The organism is Rhizobium sp. YTU87027 (genome assembly GCF_050644135.1).
Taxonomy (GTDB): domain Bacteria; phylum Pseudomonadota; class Alphaproteobacteria; order Rhizobiales; family Rhizobiaceae; genus Rhizobium.
In genome coordinates this window covers 1,444,451-1,464,800 of the sequence record NZ_CP098440.1, presented here as the reverse complement: position 1 = coordinate 1,464,800, position 20,350 = coordinate 1,444,451, and the positions used below count along the sequence as shown (strand labels likewise).

At 60.4% G+C, this 20,350-nt stretch carries 20 protein-coding genes and 1 tRNA gene; 12 read left to right on the top strand and 9 right to left on the bottom strand.

The features are described 5' to 3' along the window. Window positions 1–99 precede the first annotated feature (99 nt). The 3 genes from tpiA (at window position 100) to NBG89_RS07425 (ending at window position 3,280) form a co-directional block, all read left to right on the top strand. Window positions 100–870, top strand: coding sequence for a triose-phosphate isomerase (gene tpiA / locus NBG89_RS07435; protein WP_431322280.1), 771 nt, complete (start codon window positions 100–102; stop codon window positions 868–870). A gap of 107 nt (window positions 871–977) precedes the next feature. Continuing rightward, window positions 978–1,511 carry a preprotein translocase subunit SecG gene (secG, locus tag NBG89_RS07430; protein ID WP_431322279.1) on the top strand — a complete coding sequence of 178 codons (534 nt, stop codon included), beginning with the start codon at window positions 978–980 and terminating at the stop codon, window positions 1,509–1,511. A gap of 140 nt (window positions 1,512–1,651) precedes the next feature. After that, a complete protein-coding gene (locus NBG89_RS07425) occupies window positions 1,652–3,280 on the top strand; it encodes a CTP synthase (protein ID WP_431322278.1) in 1,629 nt (542 codons plus the stop codon). A gap of 123 nt (window positions 3,281–3,403) precedes the next feature. Here NBG89_RS07425 and NBG89_RS07420 read toward each other — a convergent pair whose 3' ends face one another. After that, on the bottom strand, window positions 3,404–4,492 hold the full coding sequence (locus NBG89_RS07420; protein ID WP_431322277.1) for a citrate synthase/methylcitrate synthase: 1,089 nt from the start codon (window positions 4,490–4,492) through the stop codon (window positions 3,404–3,406). Between the two features lie 85 nt (window positions 4,493–4,577). On the opposite strand from NBG89_RS07420, the gene NBG89_RS07415 reads away from it, so the two are divergent. From NBG89_RS07415 to NBG89_RS07390, 6 genes are all read left to right on the top strand, one after another. Continuing rightward, a complete protein-coding gene (locus NBG89_RS07415; RefSeq protein WP_431322276.1) occupies window positions 4,578–5,732 on the top strand; it encodes a citrate synthase in 1,155 nt (384 codons plus the stop codon). Window positions 5,733–5,821: 89 nt separating this feature from the next. Continuing rightward, window positions 5,822–6,355 (top strand): FecR domain-containing protein, encoded by a 534-nt coding sequence (locus tag NBG89_RS07410; RefSeq protein ID WP_431322275.1) that lies wholly within the window; start codon window positions 5,822–5,824, stop codon window positions 6,353–6,355. Window positions 6,356–6,360: 5 nt separating this feature from the next. Further along, window positions 6,361–8,220 (top strand): CHASE2 domain-containing protein, encoded by a 1,860-nt coding sequence (locus NBG89_RS07405; protein ID WP_431322274.1) that lies wholly within the window; start codon window positions 6,361–6,363, stop codon window positions 8,218–8,220. A 96-nt stretch (window positions 8,221–8,316) separates the two neighbouring features. Next, window positions 8,317–10,194, top strand: coding sequence for a DEAD/DEAH box helicase (locus NBG89_RS07400; protein WP_431322273.1), 1,878 nt, complete (start codon window positions 8,317–8,319; stop codon window positions 10,192–10,194). A gap of 56 nt (window positions 10,195–10,250) precedes the next feature. Beyond that, window positions 10,251–10,682 carry a GNAT family N-acetyltransferase gene (locus tag NBG89_RS07395; protein WP_431322272.1) on the top strand — a complete coding sequence of 144 codons (432 nt, stop codon included), beginning with the start codon at window positions 10,251–10,253 and terminating at the stop codon, window positions 10,680–10,682. A 19-nt stretch (window positions 10,683–10,701) separates the two neighbouring features. Next, window positions 10,702–11,394: a class I SAM-dependent methyltransferase gene (locus tag NBG89_RS07390; protein WP_431322271.1), complete on the top strand. Its 693-nt coding sequence runs from the start codon at window positions 10,702–10,704 to the stop codon at window positions 11,392–11,394. On the opposite strand, the gene NBG89_RS07385 is transcribed toward NBG89_RS07390, so the two are convergent. From NBG89_RS07385 to NBG89_RS07360, 6 genes are read right to left on the bottom strand one after another with little or no spacing between them, the layout of a single operon-like run. After that, on the bottom strand, window positions 11,375–11,824 hold the full coding sequence (locus tag NBG89_RS07385) for an ACT domain-containing protein (RefSeq protein ID WP_431322270.1): 450 nt from the start codon (window positions 11,822–11,824) through the stop codon (window positions 11,375–11,377). The two genes, NBG89_RS07390 and NBG89_RS07385, sit on opposite strands and share 20 nt — an antisense overlap. A gap of 56 nt (window positions 11,825–11,880) precedes the next feature. Then, complete coding sequence (locus tag NBG89_RS07380; protein WP_431322269.1) at window positions 11,881–13,104, bottom strand: molybdopterin molybdotransferase MoeA; 1,224 nt, start codon at window positions 13,102–13,104, stop codon at window positions 11,881–11,883. Continuing rightward, on the bottom strand, window positions 13,101–13,601 hold the full coding sequence (moaC, locus tag NBG89_RS07375) for a cyclic pyranopterin monophosphate synthase MoaC (RefSeq protein WP_431322268.1): 501 nt from the start codon (window positions 13,599–13,601) through the stop codon (window positions 13,101–13,103). Before moaC ends, NBG89_RS07380 begins: the two co-directional genes overlap by 4 nt. A 1-nt stretch (window position 13,602) precedes the next feature. Further along, window positions 13,603–14,415 carry an indole-3-glycerol phosphate synthase TrpC gene (gene trpC / locus NBG89_RS07370; RefSeq protein WP_431322267.1) on the bottom strand — a complete coding sequence of 271 codons (813 nt, stop codon included), beginning with the start codon at window positions 14,413–14,415 and terminating at the stop codon, window positions 13,603–13,605. A gap of 9 nt (window positions 14,416–14,424) precedes the next feature. After that, window positions 14,425–15,441: an anthranilate phosphoribosyltransferase gene (trpD, locus tag NBG89_RS07365; protein ID WP_431322266.1), complete on the bottom strand. Its 1,017-nt coding sequence runs from the start codon at window positions 15,439–15,441 to the stop codon at window positions 14,425–14,427. A 15-nt stretch (window positions 15,442–15,456) separates the two neighbouring features. Next, window positions 15,457–17,349: a SurA N-terminal domain-containing protein gene (locus tag NBG89_RS07360; protein WP_431322265.1), complete on the bottom strand. Its 1,893-nt coding sequence runs from the start codon at window positions 17,347–17,349 to the stop codon at window positions 15,457–15,459. A gap of 216 nt (window positions 17,350–17,565) precedes the next feature. Between NBG89_RS07360 and NBG89_RS07355 the strand changes: the two genes are divergently transcribed. Continuing rightward, window positions 17,566–17,847, top strand: coding sequence for a hypothetical protein (locus NBG89_RS07355; RefSeq protein WP_007793703.1), 282 nt, complete (start codon window positions 17,566–17,568; stop codon window positions 17,845–17,847). Between the two features lie 63 nt (window positions 17,848–17,910). On the opposite strand, the gene NBG89_RS07350 is transcribed toward NBG89_RS07355, so the two are convergent. Then, window positions 17,911–18,162: a GlsB/YeaQ/YmgE family stress response membrane protein gene (locus NBG89_RS07350; RefSeq protein ID WP_088692771.1), complete on the bottom strand. Its 252-nt coding sequence runs from the start codon at window positions 18,160–18,162 to the stop codon at window positions 17,911–17,913. Window positions 18,163–18,949: 787 nt separating this feature from the next. On the opposite strand from NBG89_RS07350, the gene NBG89_RS07345 reads away from it, so the two are divergent. After that, window positions 18,950–19,156, top strand: coding sequence for a hypothetical protein (locus NBG89_RS07345; RefSeq protein WP_088692770.1), 207 nt, complete (start codon window positions 18,950–18,952; stop codon window positions 19,154–19,156). Window positions 19,157–19,497: 341 nt separating this feature from the next. Here NBG89_RS07345 and NBG89_RS07340 read toward each other — a convergent pair. Next, window positions 19,498–19,573: transfer RNA gene (locus tag NBG89_RS07340), tRNA-Lys, on the bottom strand. A gap of 511 nt (window positions 19,574–20,084) precedes the next feature. Between NBG89_RS07340 and NBG89_RS07335 the strand changes: the two genes are divergently transcribed. Next, window positions 20,085–20,279 carry a hypothetical protein gene (locus tag NBG89_RS07335; protein ID WP_088692769.1) on the top strand — a complete coding sequence of 65 codons (195 nt, stop codon included), beginning with the start codon at window positions 20,085–20,087 and terminating at the stop codon, window positions 20,277–20,279. Window positions 20,280–20,350: the final 71 nt, after the last annotated feature.

Below are 20,350 nucleotides of genomic sequence, written 5' to 3'. Positions count from 1 at the left end.
CAAAAGGCCGTTATTTCCTTTAGGTAAGGGCACGAAACCTTTTCATTGACTCCCGCTTTTGCTATGGCCGCTCGATATGTGGAAGATTGGAAGGCTGGCATGACACCTGACGTGCGCCCGCTCGTTGCGGGAAACTGGAAAATGAACGGCACGCGTGCCTCCCTCGACCAGATCAAGTCGATCGCTGAGGGTGTTCAGGGACCGCTTTCCGCAAAGGTGGAGGCGCTGATCTGCCCTCCAGCAACGCTGCTCTATGTGGCCACAGCGCTCTGCACCGATAGCCCACTGGCGATCGGCGCGCAGGATTGCCACCAGAATGCGTCGGGCGCCCACACCGGTGACATCTCGGCTGAAATGATTGCCGATTGCTTCGGCACTTATGTCATCGTCGGCCATTCTGAACGTCGCACCGACCATGCCGAGACCGACCATCTCGTTCGCGCCAAAGCAGAGGCTGCCTTCGCCGCGGAACTGACGGCGATCGTCTGCATCGGTGAAACAGCTGACGAGCGCAAGGCTGGCCAGACTCTTGACATCCTCAAGCGTCAGCTTTCGGCCTCGGTGCCGGAGAGCGCTACGCCCGAGAATACCGTCATTGCCTACGAGCCCGTCTGGGCGATCGGCACTGGCGTCACGCCGACGGTCGAAGACGTCGAGAAGGCGCACGCCTTCATGCGTTCCGAGCTCGTTGCCCGCTTTGGCGATATCGGCAAGAAGATCCGCATTCTCTATGGTGGCTCGGTCAAGCCCAACAATGCGAGGGAGTTGATGGGCGTCACGAATGTCGATGGCGCATTGATCGGCGGCGCCAGCTTGAAAGCAACAGATTTCCTCGCCATCTACGGCGCATACGAAGCGCTGCTTGCTTAGAGCCGTGTATATTCCGAGCCGAAGGGCTTGGAATAGCGGATTACCTCATGTAAAGAGCGCCAGAATTTTACTTTATGCCCGCCGTGCGTGTGGGCAGGACTGGACCCATGCAGACCGTTTTGATTGTCATCCACCTCATGATCGTGCTGGCGCTTGTCGGCGTCGTGCTCATTCAGCGCTCTGAAGGCGGCGGCCTGGGCATCGGCGGCGGTTCGGGCTTTATGTCTGCCCGCGGCACGGCCAATGCGCTGACGCGCACGACCGCGATCCTGGCGACTCTGTTCTTCATCACGTCGCTCGGCCTCGGTGTCCTCAACCGCTATGAGAGCCGTCCGACGGATATTCTGAACCGTATTCCGGCGACGAGCGGCCAGGGTAAGGGTATCCTCGATTCGCTCGGCGGCCAGAATGGCAACGCCGCTCCGGCCGCTCCGGCGGCCCCGCAGAGCAATAACGGCGTTCCGACCGGCGGTGAGGCCGCTCCGGCTCCGGCGGCGACCACGCCGGCTGCAACCACGCCCGCGGCTCCGGCTGCATCGGCACCTGCCGAGACGGCCCCGTCCACTCAAACTGCTCCGGCTGCTCCGCAGGCAACCACGCCTGCCGCTCCGGCACCCGCGACCGTCCCAAGCGGACAATAAGCGGCATACAGCATAAACCGCCGGCAGGCCCTCGGGTCTGCCGGTTTTCTTTTGTTCAGATTTCGCGCTGGCGCCAAAAGTTCAGGAAATGAATTTTTGGGCTGGTGGAATCGTTTTTGAAAAGGTATCCGGTGACTCCCATGGCGCGATACGTATTCATCACTGGCGGCGTGGTTTCCTCTCTCGGTAAAGGAATTGCGGCCGCGGCTCTCGGAGCGTTGCTGCAGGCCCGTGGTTATCGGGTGCGGCTTCGCAAACTCGACCCCTATCTGAACGTGGACCCGGGCACCATGAGCCCGACCCAGCACGGCGAAGTCTTCGTCACCGACGATGGTGCCGAAACCGACCTCGATCTCGGGCATTACGAACGCTTCACCGGGCGCTCAGCGACCAAGACCGACAACATCACCACCGGGCGCATCTACAAGAACATCATCGACAAGGAACGCCGCGGCGATTACCTCGGCGCGACGGTGCAGGTCATTCCGCACGTTACGAACGAGATCAAGGACTTCGTCACCGAAGGCAATGACGACTACGACTTCGTGATCTGCGAGATCGGCGGCACGGTCGGCGACATCGAGGCCATGCCGTTCATGGAAGCGATCCGCCAGCTCGGCAACGATCTGCCACGCGGCACTGCCATCTACGTCCACCTGACGCTGATGCCCTATATCCCGGCCGCCGGCGAGTTGAAGACCAAGCCGACCCAGCATTCGGTCAAGGAACTGCAGGCACTCGGTATTCATCCCGACATCCTGTTGGTGCGTGCAGACCGCGAGATTCCGGAAGCCGAGCGCCGGAAGCTCTCGCTTTTCTGCAATGTCCGCCCGTCCGCCGTCATCCAGGCGCTCGACGTCGCCAACATCTACGATGTTCCGATCGCTTACCACAAGGAAGGCCTCGACAACGAAGTGCTCGCAGCCTTCGGCATCGAGCCGGCGCCCAAGCCGCGCCTCGACCAGTGGGAAGAGGTCTGCAACCGTATCCGCACGCCGGAAGGCGAAGTCACGATCGCGATCGTTGGCAAGTATACCGGCCTCAAGGATGCCTATAAGTCGCTGATCGAAGCGTTGCATCACGGCGGCATTGCCAATCGCGTCAAGGTGAAGCTCGAATGGATCGAGTCTGAGATCTTCGAAAAGGAAGATCCGGCGCCTTACCTCGAAAAGGTCCACGGGATCCTGGTTCCCGGTGGCTTCGGCGAGCGTGGCTCGGAAGGCAAGATTCATGCGGCTCGCTTTGCGCGCGAACGCAAGGTGCCGTATTTCGGTATCTGCTTCGGCATGCAGATGGCCGTCATCGAGGCAGCCCGTAATCTCGCCGGCGTGGAAAGCGCCTCGTCGACCGAGTTTGGTCCGACGAAAGAACCGGTCGTCGGTTTGATGACCGAGTGGGTGAAGGGCAATGAGCTGCAGAAGCGCACGGCTTCGGGCGATCTCGGTGGCACGATGCGCCTTGGCGCCTTCAAGGCTGCGCTGAAAAAGGACACCAAGATCTCCGAGATCTACGGCTCAACCGACATTTCGGAGCGCCATCGCCACCGCTACGAAGTCAACATCGATTACAAGGATCGTTTGGAAGACTGCGGTCTCGTCTTCTCCGGAATGTCGCCGGACGGCGTCTTGCCCGAGACGATCGAATATCCGGATCATCCCTGGTTCATTGGTGTCCAGTACCATCCGGAACTGAAGAGCCGGCCACTCGACCCGCATCCGCTCTTCGCGAGCTTCATCGAAGCGGCGACCGAGCAGAGCCGCCTGGTCTGATTGCCAAGAGACCGCCTCGTCAATCGACGCGGCGGTCTTTTCAATTGGTGTGCCGTCGCAATCTTGCAGCGGATGAGCCAAAGCCGCAGCACGACCGTTTCCCGGCTGTTTTTGTATCAACGATTACGCAGCTTCCGGCAGCGGCCCAACATAAACCGAACGTGGCCGGATAAGTCGGCCCTCCAGCGCCTGCTCGCGCGCATGCGCGATCCACCCTATCGTCCGGCCGATCGCGAACACGCCGGTGAAGGACTCACGCGGAAAACCCAGCGCATCGAGCAGCAAGGCCGTGTAGAATTCGACATTGACGTCCAGCGGACGATCCGGCTTGCGTTCCTTAAGGATGGTGAGCGCCGCGTGCTCCACGGCTTCTGCCAATTCGATCTGCTGTCTGTCGACCTGCGCGGTTAGGACCAACGGCCGAAGAGCCTGCTTCAGGGCATCGGCGCGCGGATCACGCACCCGGTAGATGCGGTGGCCAAAGCCCATCAAGCGTTCGCCGCGGTCCAATGCGTCGCCAAGCCAGTCGCGCGCATTTTCGCTGGTCCCGACCGCATCGAACATATCCAGCACGGGACCCGGAGCACCGCCGTGCAACGGGCCCTTGAGCGCACTTATCGCCGCCAGCACTGACGAGGTGAGGCCGGCACGCGTCGAGGCGATGACACGCGATGCGAAGGTCGAGGCGTTTAGGCCGTGGTCCGAGATCGTCACAAGATAGGCGTCGAGCGCAGCCGTCTGCTCCCCACTCGGCAACTGGCCAGTCAACATGCGCAGGATGTCGGCCGCCTGCGACAGGGAACCATCAGGCGCTACCGGCTCTTTGCCGCTCTGCATGCGGAGGATCGCTGGTAGGAAAACCGCTGGGGCGGCTAGTAATCTGAGTACTGCTTCAAAGTCCTCATCATCCGGCAGGTGAGCGATCAGAGCGCGCATGGCGTCCACAGGCGGCAATGCCAGCAACTCCGTGTCAAGAACCGTCACATGGGCGAACAAGCCTGACCGCATTTCGCCCAGCCACTTGCCGAGCTCTGCTGCACCGAAACGCCGTTCCGTCAGGCCGTCGAGCAACAGAGCAGCCACACTTTCATAGGTTGATGTCGACACGAGATGATCGAGCGACAGGCCACGGATAACCAGGCGACCTGCTTCGCCGTCCACATCGGAGAGCCGCGTTTCAGTTGCGATGACATCTTCCAAACCGTTATTCATAATGTTTCTCCTTTACGTGCAATAGGATCGAACCTAAATTGATTGACGTCAATCTTGATGAAATTGATCAATGTAAGAGGGCAGGATGTCCTGGCTAACCGCCGAGCAGGCGCTTGAGAAACTCGGCACAAAACCGCAAACGCTCTACGCCAATGTGAGCCGCGGCCGGATCCGGGCCAAGGCGGATACCAGCGACCCGCGGCGCAGTCTTTACAACGCGGCCGACGTCATGCGGCTCGCCGAACGCCACGCTGGTCGGCGCAAGACCGAGACGGTCGCGGCAGATACCATCCAGTGGGGTGACCCAATTCTGCCATCAGCCATTTCGACAATTCTGGATGGCCGGCTGTATTATCGCGGCCGCGATGCGACGACTTGGGCGGAACATGCGACGCTTGAAGAGACCGCCGCGTTTCTGTGGAATTCAGAACCGATTGCAGCAGCACCCAGCATGGAGCCGGAAGCCCCCCCTTCGTTGGAGCAGGCATTTCTTCTGCTCGCACGGCGCGTCACCCGCGATCTGCCGACCCTTGGACGGTCGCCTAAGGTGCTGAAGACGGAAGCGGAAAGCATTCTGTCGACTGTGGCGAGTGCGCTCACACCGGATAGAACGGCTTCGCCCTTGCATTTACGCCTCGCCATGGGTTGGCGAAGGCCCGAAGCGGCCGATTGCGTCAGGCGCGCATTGGTGCTCCTTGCCGATCACGAACTCAACGCATCGACCTTCGCCACACGCGTGGCCGCCTCTTCAGGCGCGACACTGTCCGCTGCCGTCCTCTCAGGCCTTTCGACCTTGACCGGACCGCTCCACGGGGGCGCCTGGCGGAGCGTCGTCTCCTTAATCGCAGAGGTCAATGCGCGTGGGGCCAGCCAGGCAGTACGGCAGGCGCTGACGCAGGGAAGGGCGCTCCTTGCGTTCGGCCACCCTCTGTATCCGGACGGTGACATTAGAGCGAAGGCGCTAATGTCCAATTTCTCCTTGCCGCCAACCTATGCCGAACTGGCAGAAGCGGGGCAAGAAATCATAGGAGAAGGTGTCAACATCGATTTCGCGCTAACAGCCATGGGCGCAGCTTTTGATCTTCCTGACGATGCCCCTCTTGTCATCTTCGCGCTTGCACGAACCGTGGGATGGCTGGCTCACGCCATGGAGCAAGTCGAGAGCGGCCATCTCATTCGTCCAAGAGCACGCTATACTGGACCTGCAGTCGAAGTACCTGAGAAGCTTCTCATAGCATAGGAAAGTCATTGACGTTTGGGCATGCGTGCTGCAGCAATCAGGGCATGATTGGCCGCTACACGCAATGTCGTTCGATCGGGGGGACGGATATGCTTGTAAACTCGAGACTGCTTTTCGCCGCAGCCGCCTGGGGTAGCGCGACCTTTCTCTTCACCTCTGATGCGGCATTGGCACAAACGAGCGGATGCGCCATGGAGCGCGTGACGGGAACGTCACGGCAAGTCATGCGCTGCGCGGATGGCGTCACGATCACAGCAGAGGGTGGGGCGCGCTTCAATCTCGTCGATCGCAACCGCGATGGGCGGCCAGACGCCGTGTCATTGCGGAACAAGGCCGTCCTCGTTGACGTGGACCGCGCACGGCGGCCGGACGGGTTCGAGGTGATTACGCCACAAGCGATCGCGGCCGTGCGCGGCACACGCTGGGCTGTCGACGTCAAGAACAGTACGACATCCGTCTTTGTCGTACGCGGACGTGTGGCGGTCGGTCGTCCATCGGCAGGAGAGCGCGTCGTATTGAATGTAGGTGAGGGCGTAGACGTCGCGCGCGGTAGCGGACCGCTTACCGTCCGCCGCTGGCCCCCCGCTCGCGCCGCGGCTCTGCTTGCCCGCCTTGGCCAATAGCGCCGATGCAGGCCAAAAGGCTCCTGATCACGATCTCTATATTGCTCTCCGCCCTTTGGGGTGGGCTTCTTGGCTATATGCATCTTTCGGGTGGCATAAGCTTCCTCGACAGCCTCGAAGCGTCTCTCACCGATCTGCGTAGCACGGTCATCGGCGCCAAGGAGCCACCGCCGATTACCAGCATCATTGCAATTGACGACCAGACCGCCGCCGACAACGGCTATCCGCTCAATCGGGCGACGCTCGCCCGCGTAGTGGACGCCGTCAATGCCTTGAAACCAAAGCTCGTAGCACTTGATCTCTTGCTGGTCGATCCCGGACCGGAAGAGGGCGATGCCGCACTTGTCGTGGCGCTCAAGCAGACCCCCAGCGTGATCGCCGCCGCCGGCGTCTTCCAAAAGGAGACACAGGCGGTCGGTATCGACACCAATGATCCGCTGGCGTCGATACCGACCGCCAGCAAGATGCTATTGCCCCTTAGCCGGTTTTCCGACGTTGCGGCCATTGGCGTCGTCAACGTCGCCACCGATGAGTCAGGCACACCACGTTTCATCCCCCTGATTTCGCGCGGCGGCGAGCGGGTCGATGCCTCATTTCCATTGCGGGTCGCCTCATTGGCGCTGGGTATTAATCCGGCGTTCTCGCCCGGCGGCCTTGCGCTCGGTGACCGGCATTTGCCGACCGACAATGGGCAGCGGCTACCGGTTACCTTCTATGGTCCACGCGGCACAATTCCGACATTCAGTGCCGCAGACGCGCTCGCCGGCAAGCTCCCGGCCAGTGCAATCGAAGACAGAATCGTCGTCATCGGCTCGACTGTGACCGGCGGCGGCGATGTCTTCCCGACACCTTTCGATCCGGTGCTCCCGGGCGTTGAGGTAATGGCAACGGCAGCGACACATCTGATTGCTGGCGACAGCATCATCAGGGACCATAATGTGCGTCTGCTCGATTCGCTGATAGCCGTGGCTCTGCCGCTCCTGCTGATCAGCCTGCTTGCGTGGCGGCGCAGCTCTATCGGCTATGCCATCATAGCCTCCGTGGCTTTCGCCTGGGCCGGCCTGAACATTGCCGCCTTCGCGCACGGCTATTGGTTCAGTGCGGCATTGCCGATCGCAGCAGCGCTGCCGCCGGTGCTGCTTTTCGGTGCAGCAGAGATCTGGATCGATCGTCGCCAGGCCGCATACTTTGCGGCGCAAAGCGATCTGCTGCAGCGCATCGAGGCCCCGGGCCTGGGTGAGTGGCTCGCGCGCGATCCTAACTTTCTCGCAAAACCGGTCCGGCAAGACGCCGCGGTCGTCTTCATCGACCTCTCCGGCTTCACGGGCTTGAGCGAGGCAATTGGCGCGATCAATGTCCGCGAAGTTCTCAGCGATTTCTTCGAGCTCGTTGACGAGGAGGCGCGCTCGCATGGTGGCGCAATCACCAGTTTCATGGGCGATGGCGCGATGATTCTCTTCGGGTTGCCGCAAACGGCCGATGACGATGCCGCGCGTGCCGCCGCGTGTGCCATTCGCCTGTGCGAGCGAATGCGGCCCTGGCTTGCGGCACATCCCGCCCTGAGCGGCCGAAAAACCGGTTTCAAGGTTGGGGCTCATTGTGGTCCGGTCGTTGCCTCGCGACTTGGAACCGGCAGCCGCCAGCAAATTACGGCAACCGGCGACACCGTGAATGTCGCCAGCCGCCTGATGGAGGTCGCTGCCGAGCACGGTGTCGAACTCGCGTTGAGCACCGCACTGATGAAGGCGGCGGGGGCGGATAGCGCGCCCGTTCGCACCGGCCGGCTTGAAGGCCCCGCAAAGGCACGCATTCGGGGCAGAAGCGAAGGCATCGACGTATGGCTATGGCAGGGACATCCGCTTTGACATTTGCCGCCTGACCGGGTAGGAACGGCCAACTTCTCCACCGGCAACTGCCGGCTAGGCGCAACATGCGCGCGAGACTTCCGAAAGATAGACAACATGACAGATTTTAACGGCGTCGTTCCGGCGATCGCCAAGGCGTTGGTGAAGCGCGGTTACACCGAGCTGACGCCGGTTCAAAAGTCCATGCTCGACCCAGCTCTCGCCGCGTCGGACGCCCTCGTTTCTGCGCAGACCGGGTCCGGCAAGACCGTCGCCTTCGGCCTTGCGCTAGCGCCAACGCTGATCGAGGACGCGGAACGCTTTGGCCCCGCGGCCGAACCGCTTGCCCTTGTGATCGCACCGACGCGAGAGCTTGCGCTTCAGGTCAAACGCGAACTGGAATGGCTGTACGAAGCGACCGGCGCGCTGATCGTCAGCTGCGTCGGCGGCATGGACATCCGTAGCGAGCGCCGCGCGCTGGAACGTGGTTCCCACATCGTTGTCGGCACACCCGGTCGCCTCTGCGATCATATCCGTCGCGGCGCACTCGATATATCCGCGCTCAAGGCTATCGTGCTTGATGAAGCAGACGAAATGCTCGACCTCGGGTTCCGCGAGGATCTCGAGTTCATTCTGGATTCCTCCCCGGATAATCGTCGCACGCTGATGTTCTCGGCAACGGTGCCGGCAGCCATCGCGAAGCTCGCGAAGAGCTATCAGAAAAATGCCGTGCGGATCGCAACGGCAACCGAGGAAAAGCAGCACGGGGACATCGAATATCGCGCTCTTGTCGTGTCGCCGAGCGACCGCGAAAACGCGATCATAAACGTCCTGCGGTACTATGAAGCGACCAACGCTATCGTGTTCTGTTCGACGCGCGCGGCGGTCAACCATCTGACTGCGCGTTTTCACAATCGCAACTTCAACGTCGTCGCCTTGTCGGGCGAACTGACGCAGAACGAGCGCAGCCATGCGCTACAGGCGATGCGGGATGGACGTGCGCGTGTCTGCATCGCAACGGATGTTGCCGCCCGCGGGATCGACCTTCCGGGCCTTGACCTTGTCATTCATGCCGACCTTCCGACCAATCCGGAAACCCTGCTTCATCGCAGCGGCCGCACCGGTCGCGCCGGCCGCAAGGGCGTCAGTGCACTGATCGTACCGCTGAACGTGCGCCGCAAGGCAGAGCGCCTTCTCGACAATGCCGGCATCTCGGCCGCCTGGGCTCGTCCGCCGTCAGCGGAAGAGGTCACAGCACGTGACGAGGCGCGGCTGCTTGCCGATCCCATCTTCGAGGAGGCTCCGAGCGAGGACGTGCGGGACCTGGTCCAGCGGCTCCTCGATACACATGGCGCCGAAAAGCTCGCCGCCGCCTTCGTTAATCTCTACCGGTCCAACCAGTCTGCACCGGAGGATCTGATCGAGGTCTCGGTCCAGGATAGCCGCGGCGGCAAGCGCCGCGAGCATACCGACGGTCCACGCGAGCCATATCAGAAAGGTCCCCGCGATGACTTCGGCGCGAGCGTGTGGTTTTCGATATCGGTCGGTCGCAAGCAGAATGCAGAGCCACGCTGGTTGATCCCGATGCTTTGCCGGAACGGCAATCTGACGAAGCGGGAGATCGGTGCGATCAAGATGCAGCCCGACGAAACCTACGTCGAGATTTCAGCGGACAGCGCCGACACCTTCCTGCAGTCGATCGGTCCAAACAAGACGATGGAGCGTGGCATCCGCGTCACGCCTCTCAACGGCACGCCCGATTTCAGCAAGCCCGCGGCGGCTTCCAAAGCCTATGCCGGCAAAAAGGCCTTTGGCGAGCGTCGTGAATTCAGCGATGAGCGCGCAAAAGGCAAGTTCCGCAAGGAAGCCCGCAACGAGGGCGGGAGCGACGAGCGACGCGACTCAAAGCCCTGGGCCAAGAAGCCGGGCAAACCGAAGTTCGAGGGCAAGGGCAGTAGCGGCGCGAAGCCAAAGTTCTCGAAAAAGAAGGGATAGTCATCCCGCCGGCGGCGCAGCTTTTGCGCCTCCGCTAGAAATAGGGGGAGAAGACAATGACAGATACGATCGTCTTGACGGTTCCTGTTTTCAGTACCCTTTGCAATGAGGCGTTCAAGCTCCGACGTGCGGTCTTCATCGCCGAACAGAAAGTCCCTGACGATGAAGAGTTTGATGCGCTCGACCTGACGGCGCATCATGTCGTCGCTGTTGCAGGCGGCGAGGTCTGCGGGACGCTCCGCATCATCCATACGAACGAGCATGTGAAGATCGGCCGCGTCGCCGTCGGTAAGCCATGGCGCGGACACGGCGTCGCGAGCGCAATGTTGACCTATGCGATGAACGAGCATCGGTCCGCCCGCGAGAACCGATTTTACCTGACGGCACAAAGCGATAAAATAGCGCTCTACGAACGCTTCGGATTCGTTGCTTTCGGCGACGAGTTCGCCGATGGCGGCATGCCGCATCTGGCGATGAAGAATTATTGATTGGCCGAGCGGGAAGAGGATGAGCGGACAGCACCGTCGTGAGGCTAAGCCAAGTCGCAGCGCTCTCCCCTTATCAGACGTTCGCGCCTTTATCGTCGAAAACCTTCACCTGAAGCCAGCACCCGGCCTATCGGAGATAGTCCTCTATACGGCTCATCCCGGAAGCAGGCTCTCACGTCTCAGACCCAACGATGCGGACGATTCGCCGCCGTACTGGGCCTACAACTGGGCCGGCGGAACGCTGCTTGCGCGGCATATTCTGAAGTATCCGGATATCATTTGCGATCGCCGCGTCCTCGATCTCGGTTCTGGGTCCGGTATCGTTGGGATCGTGGCTCGAAAGTGCGGAGCATCCCACGTACTTGCCGCGGAGATCGACACGAACGCGATCGCAGCAATCGGTCTCAACGCGGAAGCGAACGGCGTCGCAATCGAAGTGACGAGCGCCGATGTGCTCGCCGGCGCTCCACCGGATGTCGATGTCATCCTAGCGGGGGACGTCTTCTACGATGCCCGGCTGGCAGCGAGGGTCTTGCCGTTCCTTGTGGCCAGTCGCAAGGCAGGCATTGACGTGCTCATCGGAGATCCACGCAGGCAGTCGCTGCCACTGGCAGCCCTAAGGCTGGTGGCTGAATACGCTGTCCCCGATTTCGGCGACGGTTCGACTGGGCAGGGGGCGATCGGCGGGGTGTTCACTCTAGCGGAGTCCTGATCAACGAGGACACTCGATTCGACGACGTTTCTTGCAGCTTCAGCAAGACCTCAAGCGCCAAATCCGCCATCGCGGCAGGAACGAAAACGTGATCGTGGTGGTAGGCTGCTACCATGTTGCATGGGATTGAGTGGGCTGCCAGCGCGAAGGCAACGGCGGCTGTCAGGCCGACACCTTCCAGCGACGAAAAAACTTCGAGAACGATACGCCGCATCGGCGTATCGCAATTGAAACCGAGTTCCGCGGCCCGCTGCTTCGAGAGGATCACGGAGATTCCTTCGCGCTCGCGAAACCAGGCGAGTGCATCGGGCGCCGCAAGCCGAGCGACATCGTCGTCAGATGTCGCGCAGAATACGAACTCGCCCCCCATGAGTGTCGGCGTCATGCCGGAGAGCATGGCCTGTGTGTCCTTGACAAGCTCCGTCGTCATCTCAATCCTGCTTCTGTTCCCAGGAAAATACCCAGCGCAAATGAGGCTCGGCCGCGTCAGTCGAGAAGGTCGGGCCTTAGCAACATCACCGGGCAGGGACTCCCCGCACGGAGCTCCGGTGCATGAGGCGACCGAACAATCAAGCAGTCGGCCTCGGCAAATATCTTCATCATGGACGAGTCCTGCTTGGCAAACGGCTTTGCCGCCAGCACGCCTGCTGACGATTGCGACAGTGTGGCTCGGACGTAGTCCTGCCGCTGATCGTTGGCACGGAGCGTTACAGCCGCCTCGACAGTCGCGTCGCGTCTGACCGGCGGCAGTGAGGCCAGCTTGCGAATCAGCGGCTCAAGGAACAGCAGCCCGCAGACCAGGCTTGATACCGGGTTTCCGGGTAGGCCAAGGACATGCACTTCGCCGAGGCTGCCCACCATCAACGGTTTGCCCGGGCGCATCGCAATCCGCCAGAAATCGAGCTTCATACCCGACGCGAGGAGCGTAGCCTGTACCAGATCGTGGTCGCCGACCGAGGCTCCGCCGAGTGTCACAATAACATCGACCTCGGCCCGCCTTGCGCGCTCGATCGCCGCCGAAATCGCCGCCTTGTCGTCGGGCACGATCCCGAGATCAAGAACCTCGGCTCCAGCCTTGCGTGCCAGGGCAGCGATGCCGAAGGTGCTAGACGCAATGATCTGCGCTGGAGCCGGCGAGCTTCCGGGTGGAAGCAATTCGTCGCCTGTCGCAAGCAACGCGACCACCGGCTTGCGCCGGACCTCAAGGGTGGCATGGTTCATTCCGGCCGCCACTGTTAGGCGGGAGAAATCCAGCGCAGTGCCTGCCTTGAGCACCGCTTCGCCTTCAAGAAAGTCCTGACCGCGAGGCCGGACGTGCTGACCAAGACGAACAGGGAATGTCGTCCTGATACCGCCTTCGATCTTCTCTGCATCCTCCTGCAGCAACACGCTATCAGCGCCCGGCGGAACCGGGGCGCCGGTGAAGATCCGAACAGTCTCACCCTTGCCGATAACACCCTCGAACCCATGACCGGCGGACGACATGCCTATCAGCCTCAGTTCGGCGCCGGGCTCCGGGGCGTCGTCACGGCGCAGGGCGTACCCATCCATCGCGGATGCGTCGAAAGGGGGTTGGGTCAGCCTCGCTTTAACATCAGCTCCCAGTACACGGCCTTCGGCCTCCGGCAAGGAAACAGTTTCAATCGTCTGGACCGGCTTTGCGCGTGACAGCAGGCGATCCTGTGCCTCAGCAACGGGCAGCATGCTCATTTGCCGTACTCCGGATGACGAAAATCTCCAGACTTACCGCCTGATTTTTCGAGCAACCTGATGCCGCCGATTTCCATGGCCTTATCCGCCGCCTTGGCCATGTCGTATATCGTCAGGCAGGTAACAGAAACGGCTGTCAAGGCTTCCATTTCCACGCCCGTCCTGCCCGTCAGCTTCGCGGTTGCAGTGACGCGCAAACCAGGAAGATCGGCATCCTCCGTGATGTCGACCGAAACTTTCGTCAGCATCAAGGGATGGCAGAGCGGGATGAGATTACTCGTTTGCTTGGCCGCCATGATGCCGGCCAGGCGTGCCGTGCCGATCACGTCACCCTTCTTCGCATTGCCCGCCCGAATGAGATCAAGGGTTGCAGCCGCCATTCGCACGTGGCCTTCGGCGGTCGCAACCCTTGTGGTCTCGACCTTGTCGCCGACATCGACCATGTGCGCCTCGCCGGAGGCGTCAATGTGTGTGAGACCGGATTGGCCGCCGCTCATATCACTCGGCCGCCTGAGCGGCTTCGGCAAAGAGTAGTGCGCGCGTGGCCGCTGCAACGTCTTCCTTGCGCATCAGGCTCTCGCCGACCAGGAAGGTGTTGATGCCGACTGCCTGCAGGCGCTTGCAATCTGCGTTCGTGAAAATGCCGCTTTCGCCCACCAGCAGACGATCCCCAGGAACCATCGGCGCGAGCTTCTCGCTGATCTCAAGGCCGACTTCGAATGTTCGCAGATTGCGATTGTTGATGCCAACGAGCGCGGAGGAGAGTTTCAGCGCACGCTCCATCTCCTCGGCATCGTGGACTTCCACCAGCACATCCATACCGAGCCCAAAGGCTTCATCCTCAAGGCGCTTTGCGTCGTCGTCCGAGAGCGAGGCCATGATCAGCAGAATGCAATCGGCGCCCCAGGCGCGCGCTTCCTGCACCTGATAGGTCTCGAACATGAAATCCTTGCGCAGCGCCGGCAGCGAACACGCTGCACGCGCCGCCATAAGAAACTCCGGCGCGCCCTGGAAGCTTGGCGTGTCAGTCAATACCGAAAGGCATGCCGCGCCTCCAAGTTCATAGGCCTTGGCTAGCGACGGTGGATCGAAGTCGGGTCTGATCAGTCCTTTGGAGGGACTGGCCTTCTTGATCTCAGCGATGAGACCGTACTGGCCGGCCTCGCGTTTCGCAACGAGCGAGCGGTAAAAGCCGCGCGGCGCCGATTGATCCGCCTGCATCGCCTTTAGATCAGCCAGCGATACCTTCGCCTTTGCGGCGGCGATCTCTTCCCGCTTGTAGAGTTCGATCTTCTTCAGGATGTCGGTCATGGATCTATCCTAGTCGATGTCGTTCGACACAGCGACGAGTTTGTCGAGCGCCGCGGCCGTCGCTCCGCTGTCCAGGGACTGCGTCGCAAGCCGCATTCCGTCCTCGAGTAGCTGAGCCTTGCCAGATATCACCAAGGAGGCGGCCGCATTGGCAAGCGCGATATCGCGGTAGGCATTCTTCGCGCCGCTCAACACGTTGCGCAGAGCGGCCGCATTCACCACGCCGTCTCCGCCCTTGATAGCCTCCAAGCGGCAGGGCTCAACACCGAAATCTGATGGTGATAATTCAAAGGTGCGGATTTTGCCGCCCTCGAGTGCGGCGACACTCGTCTTTCCTGTTGTTGTGATTTCGTCGAGGCCGTTACCATGAACGACCCACACGCTTTCCGAGCCGAGATCGCGCATGACCTCGGCAATCGGGACGACCCACTGCGGCGCGTAGACGCCAAGCAACTGGCGGCGGACACCAGCCGGATTGGAGAGGGGGCCGAGCAAATTAAAGATGGTGCGCGTGCCAAGCTCGACGCGCGTGGGGCCAACATGGCGCATGGCGGAGTGATGCTGCTGGGCGAACATGAATCCCACACCAGCCTCGCGAATGCACCGCGAGATCACCTCAGGGGTTACATCCAGCTTGACGCCGAGAGCGGCGAGGCTGTCTGCCGCACCCGATTTCGAGCTCAGGGCCCGGTTGCCATGCTTCGCCACAGGTACACCAGCACCGGCGACGATAAGGGCGGCCAGCGTCGAGATATTGTAGGTCCCGCTTGCGTCGCCGCCGGTCCCGACAATGTCGATTGCATCAGGCGGTGCATCGACGGTCAGCATCTTCGAGCGCATCGTCGTGACGGCGCCCACAATCTCGTCGACGGTTTCACCGCGGACGCGCAATGCCATCAGGAAACCGCCGATCTGCGAAGGCGTCGCCTGACCGGACATCAGAATCTCGAAAGCCTCGCGGGCCTCCTCACGTGTCAGCGGCTCGCGGCTCGCAGCCTTCGCCAAAAGCGGCTTCAGATCGGTCATGCGCTTCTGTTCCCTTTAGCGGACTGCCGCCTGATCGGCGAGAGATTGATTGATCGATGCGCCGTACTGCGTTTGCAGCAGGTTGACCATCTGATCGAGAATGTCGTCGCCGGCGGCGTTTGCCGTTGCTGTGATCTGCTGGTCCTGGTTGTTGAGCACGTCACCCGTCGGTTCCGTGTTGACTTCAGTGACCTTGAGAAGGATTTGCGTTGTCGGGTCGGCGCCGACGGCATTGGCAATCGTGTCAATCGGGCCGGAGAATGCGGCGCTGACACCTGCGCGGCCAAGAACGGCGTCATCCGTGCCACGGGTGATGCCACTCTTGCTTTCAACCGCAATGCCAAGCGGCGCGGCGATATCGGCGAGCGATGTTCCCTTCTGTGCCTGCTGCTTCAGTTCCTCGGCCTTCTTGGCAAGTTCGAGCTTCTGTTGTTCGGCGGTCCAGTCGGCGACGGCCTTATCGTGCACTTCGCTCAGTGGGCGGTCGCGTTCCGGTGTGACATCACGGACTTCGAACCAGAGATAGCCGTCCGTACCGATCGAAAGGGAAGGGGCGTCCGCGCCGGCGTCGGTCCGGAAGGCCGCGCCAAGAACCTGCTGCTTGGCCGGAATATCCTTGACCTCGTTGCCATCCTTGTCGAGACCAGTGGCATCGACGGCATCGATCACGACTGCCTTCAGCTTGAGCTGCTCTGCAATCTGTTCCAGCGTCGAGCCAGAGCCACGCAGATCCTCGATCTGATCGTGTACGTTGATGAGTTCTTGCGAGGCATTGGAGACGGCCAATTGCTTGCGGATCTCTTCCTTGACCTCGTCAAGGCTCTTCACGCTCTCGGGCTTGATGTTGCTGACGCGGAGAATGACCGGGCCGAAGGTACCATCGACAACAGGTGTCGTTCCGCCGTCCTTCGACACTGCAAAGGCCGCATCGGCAATGGCCTGATCAGGAACCTTGTCCTTGGAGAACTCACCCAGGAACACGTCGGTTGCCGTCTTGCCCTGATCGGTCACCAGTTGATCGAACGTCGTGCCGGTCTTCAACGCGGTCGCGGCAGCGTTGGCAAGATCCTTGTTCTGGAAGGTCAGCTGCTCGATCGTACGGGTCTCGGGAGTGCGGAAGCTGTCCTTACGCTTTTCGAAATCCTCGCGGATCTGATCGTCCGTAACAGACGCAGCATCGGCGATATCCTCCGGCTGAAGCTTGAGGAAAGCGACCTTGCGGTATTCCGGCGCGCGGTAGCGCGTCTTGGCACCTTCAAACCACTTGGCGAGCACATCCTCGGCAGGCGCCTTGATCGGCTCGATATTGGCATTGGTCAGCAGGAGGTAATCGATCCCACGGCTTTCCTGGCGATGAAGCTTGAGCGCATCGACGAGCGTCTTCGGCGCCGTGAATCCGTTCGAGATAGCGTCGACGATCTGGCTGCGGACGGCAACCTTGCTGCGCTCCTTGATGTAGTCGTCCTCGCGGATACCGGCATTGCGCAGTCGCGACGTAAAGAGCGTGCGGTCGAACTGGCCGTTGACCGCCTTGAAGGCCGGGTCGTCACCGATCAACTGCGCTAGCCGATCCTGCGACAAGCCAAGGTTCATGTCGTCCGCCAACTGGTCGAGCGATGCGCCGGCGACGAGCTGTGCCAGCACCTGCTGTTCGACGCCAAAGGCGCGAGCCTGGTCGGGCGTCAGGCGCATGCCGAACTGTTGGCTGAGATTTGCGACCTGTCGCTGATAAGCCAGACGAAATTCGTTGACGTCGACGTGCTGGTCTCCAACGCTGACGACCGTCGTGCTGCTGCCACCTGATATCAGCGACCGTGACACGCCCCAGATGCCGAAAGAGGCGACCAGAAGCAGCATGAGGAGCTTGGCAACCCAGGTATGAGCAGCTCTTCTCAGAAGATCGAACATCGAAACGCAAACCTCGCATTATATTCGCCCGTTCGCGGGCAAAGCTTTCGACGTTCCTTAGAACAAAGCCGGCAGGAAATGAAGGGTTATCGCGCGAAAACATCTGCGCTATACCTGCAACCCTGCAGGAGCGCCTCGCGCCGCAAAAGATCCCGGATGCCGGAACCTTTCCCGGGACTAAATCGTTGAACAACATCCGGAAAAGAGGAGCAGACCATGGCCGATATGAAAACCGCCTCCGCCCAGTCAGCAACCGCGCGTGTGAAGGCGGAGATCGCGGCAGACGACCTTTCCGCACAGGTCGCAGCATTGCGTGAGGACCTTGCACGCCTGTCCGAAAGCGTTGTTGCGCTTGGACACGGCGCCAAGACCGCCGTAGCCGACGAAGCCTCGGTCATGACGGAACGACTGCGCGACAAGGTACGGGAGGAGCCGATCTTCGCGCTCGCCGTGACAGCCGGCGTCGCCTATCTTTTCGGATTGATGAGCCGTCGATAAGATCGATCGGCATTTGACCAGGCGAGGGCCGGGCGTATCGGCGCCCGGCTTTTGATTTGTCGTCTAGCGACGAATGACCCGCCCAACGGCAATGAGCAGGCACGCGCCGGCAAAACCAGCGATTAGGTAACCGAGCCAGCCAGCAAGCGTGATTCCCAATCCCGAAAGTATGGCATTGGCGACAATTGCACCCACAATACCGAGTATGATGTTCATCAACAGACCCATGTTGCTGTTCATGAACTTTTCCGCGAGCCACCCGGCAATGCCACCGATAATGATAGCGGCTACCCAACCTACGCCTGCGTCTTCCATATGATTTTCCTTCCAACGAAAAAACAAGAGTCCGCGCTAGCGAGGGAATTGAAGCGGCTCTGCGAACGAGGCTACCCACAAGAGCGACAAGTGATCGGTAGCCTGAAGACAGGCCTGGAACCCGAACGATGTTGCAAACCTTGCGCTCGCATAGACTCAACTCTCCCACAAGAAAAAAGATAGGCGATCCGTTTGGTTGCGCAACGCAAATGTTCGCCTGAAGACGTGTGAGGCGAGACCAGTTGACGTGACCCGTCGTTAAGTTCGGTCAAGCGTTGCCGGTCCACTTGGCGACAACAATCCGCCCTAAATCAACTTACCACAACCACTGGGCGCAGATTTTAAAAAACTCGACATTATGTCGAGTAACTCCTTCAGTGTTTTCGAAGGTCTATGAGACCTCCTGAGCGCGCATCTCAGAAGGGAAGCCTCTTGCATCGCATTCCGCGATAGAGCGCAGAGCAAGCGCCGTATTTATCAGTTCATACGATCGTGCGAAAATGCATACCAATCTTGAGAGATTCGGCCATATCAGCCACGTAATAACAATACCAATATACGATCAGTTTTGTTGACTCTGAAGGGTCGACGTCTTCTGCGGCTAGCGAAACCGACCACACTCTGAAGAGCATTAGCGGCCGATTATGCCGTGAATCGTATTGCCGACCCCGCATATGTGTACGAAAAAGCTCATTCCCAACGAAATCGCAGCCTTTCCTTAAGCATTTGCTTGCTCAACCTGCAATCTATGTCATGGTAACTCCTTCACATGAGAGGGGTTCCAGCCATGATCAATCTACAGTCGGCCCATAATGACACCACCCATGACCAACGTCTGCTCGATTGCCGTGCCGACGTTGAACCCGCACTCCATCAGATCATCCGCGATGCGCAGCAAAAGGGATGGGCGCCGGCGGAGGTCGCGATGGCCATCGCGGATGCGGCGGACGACTATATTCTGTTGTTGGCCAGCCGGAAGGCGACGTCACATTGATAGGTCGCGCATTGGAATTGGGGGCAAGGACACGAAAACGATCTGCGGACAGGTAGCGACAATGAAATGGGCATTTGCCCGCAGAGACCATCGCATACGAGAAGGGGCTTGATTTTCGCGCCGCGGTTCGAACGGAATTCGTTTAGCCGTGTTTCATGCCCTTACCACCGATCGGCCTCAGTGACCGAACGAGGACAAACGGGTGGCAACCACGCGGTCGAGCGCGTGTGCGGTGGGTCCAGGCCGAGCACCGGCCTCTCCTGCAGCTATTCGGTAGCAAGCGAGCGAGACCGCGGCGAGGCGCTCATCACCGCGAATCCATACTATGTCTTTGATTTTGTTGGTGAGAGCGTCGGGGTTCGAACCCGAGACCTACTGATTAAAAGTCAGTTGCTCTACCGGCTGAGCTACGCTCTCCCTGGAGCCGAGTGGTTCGCCCGGCTGGAAGTGCGCGGAACATATGCAGGTGCCCCATTGCGGTCAACCAAAAAATCATCGTTCCCTGTGCATTAGGCACATTTCTTGCGAATGGCCCTGAAAAGTCAGCTGACGGCCCATCCGCCGTTTCGCCTCCCACCGGGTTTTCACCCTGATTGCGAAGCTCGGCACTCGCAATGTGAAGCGACCACAAAAGAAAAGCGCCCGAAGGCGCTTTGTCAAAGTTGGGGGAAACGAGACCATGAACCGGACGGGCGAAAGCTCGAGTGCCGCTTCGTTGGCCACCCGGGAAAGCGGAAAAATCCGGGCATCCTTTCGCGCCGCCGTGTCCGCTTGGCGCGGCTCATAATCTCGCCTTATAAATGCACGAAGCGTCAGAAGGTTCCCGAAAAAAACTTAAATCGAATCAATCCCTTCCGAGGACCATTCGACATCTTCACAAAGTCACGCGACGCTCTAGCTAGCCCCTTATACAACCAAGGAGAACGCGATGACCAGCGTGACCACAGCCACACCGACAACGACCCGAAAAGTGTTGCGCGGGCGACCTTACAGCCTCGGTGAATTTGCCAGGAAATATCGTCTCGAGGAAACCGAAGCGAAGCGCCTTTACGAAAAGTTCGGGCCATCTGCCACGGAACTCGATCTCCTTATGGCGGCCAAGCGTCGTTTGCCGACTCACTGATTTGCCAACGCGCTTCCGAAGCCGGCTGTGCCACAACAGCGACGGTCGGAAGTCGAGTGGTTCCATTTTCA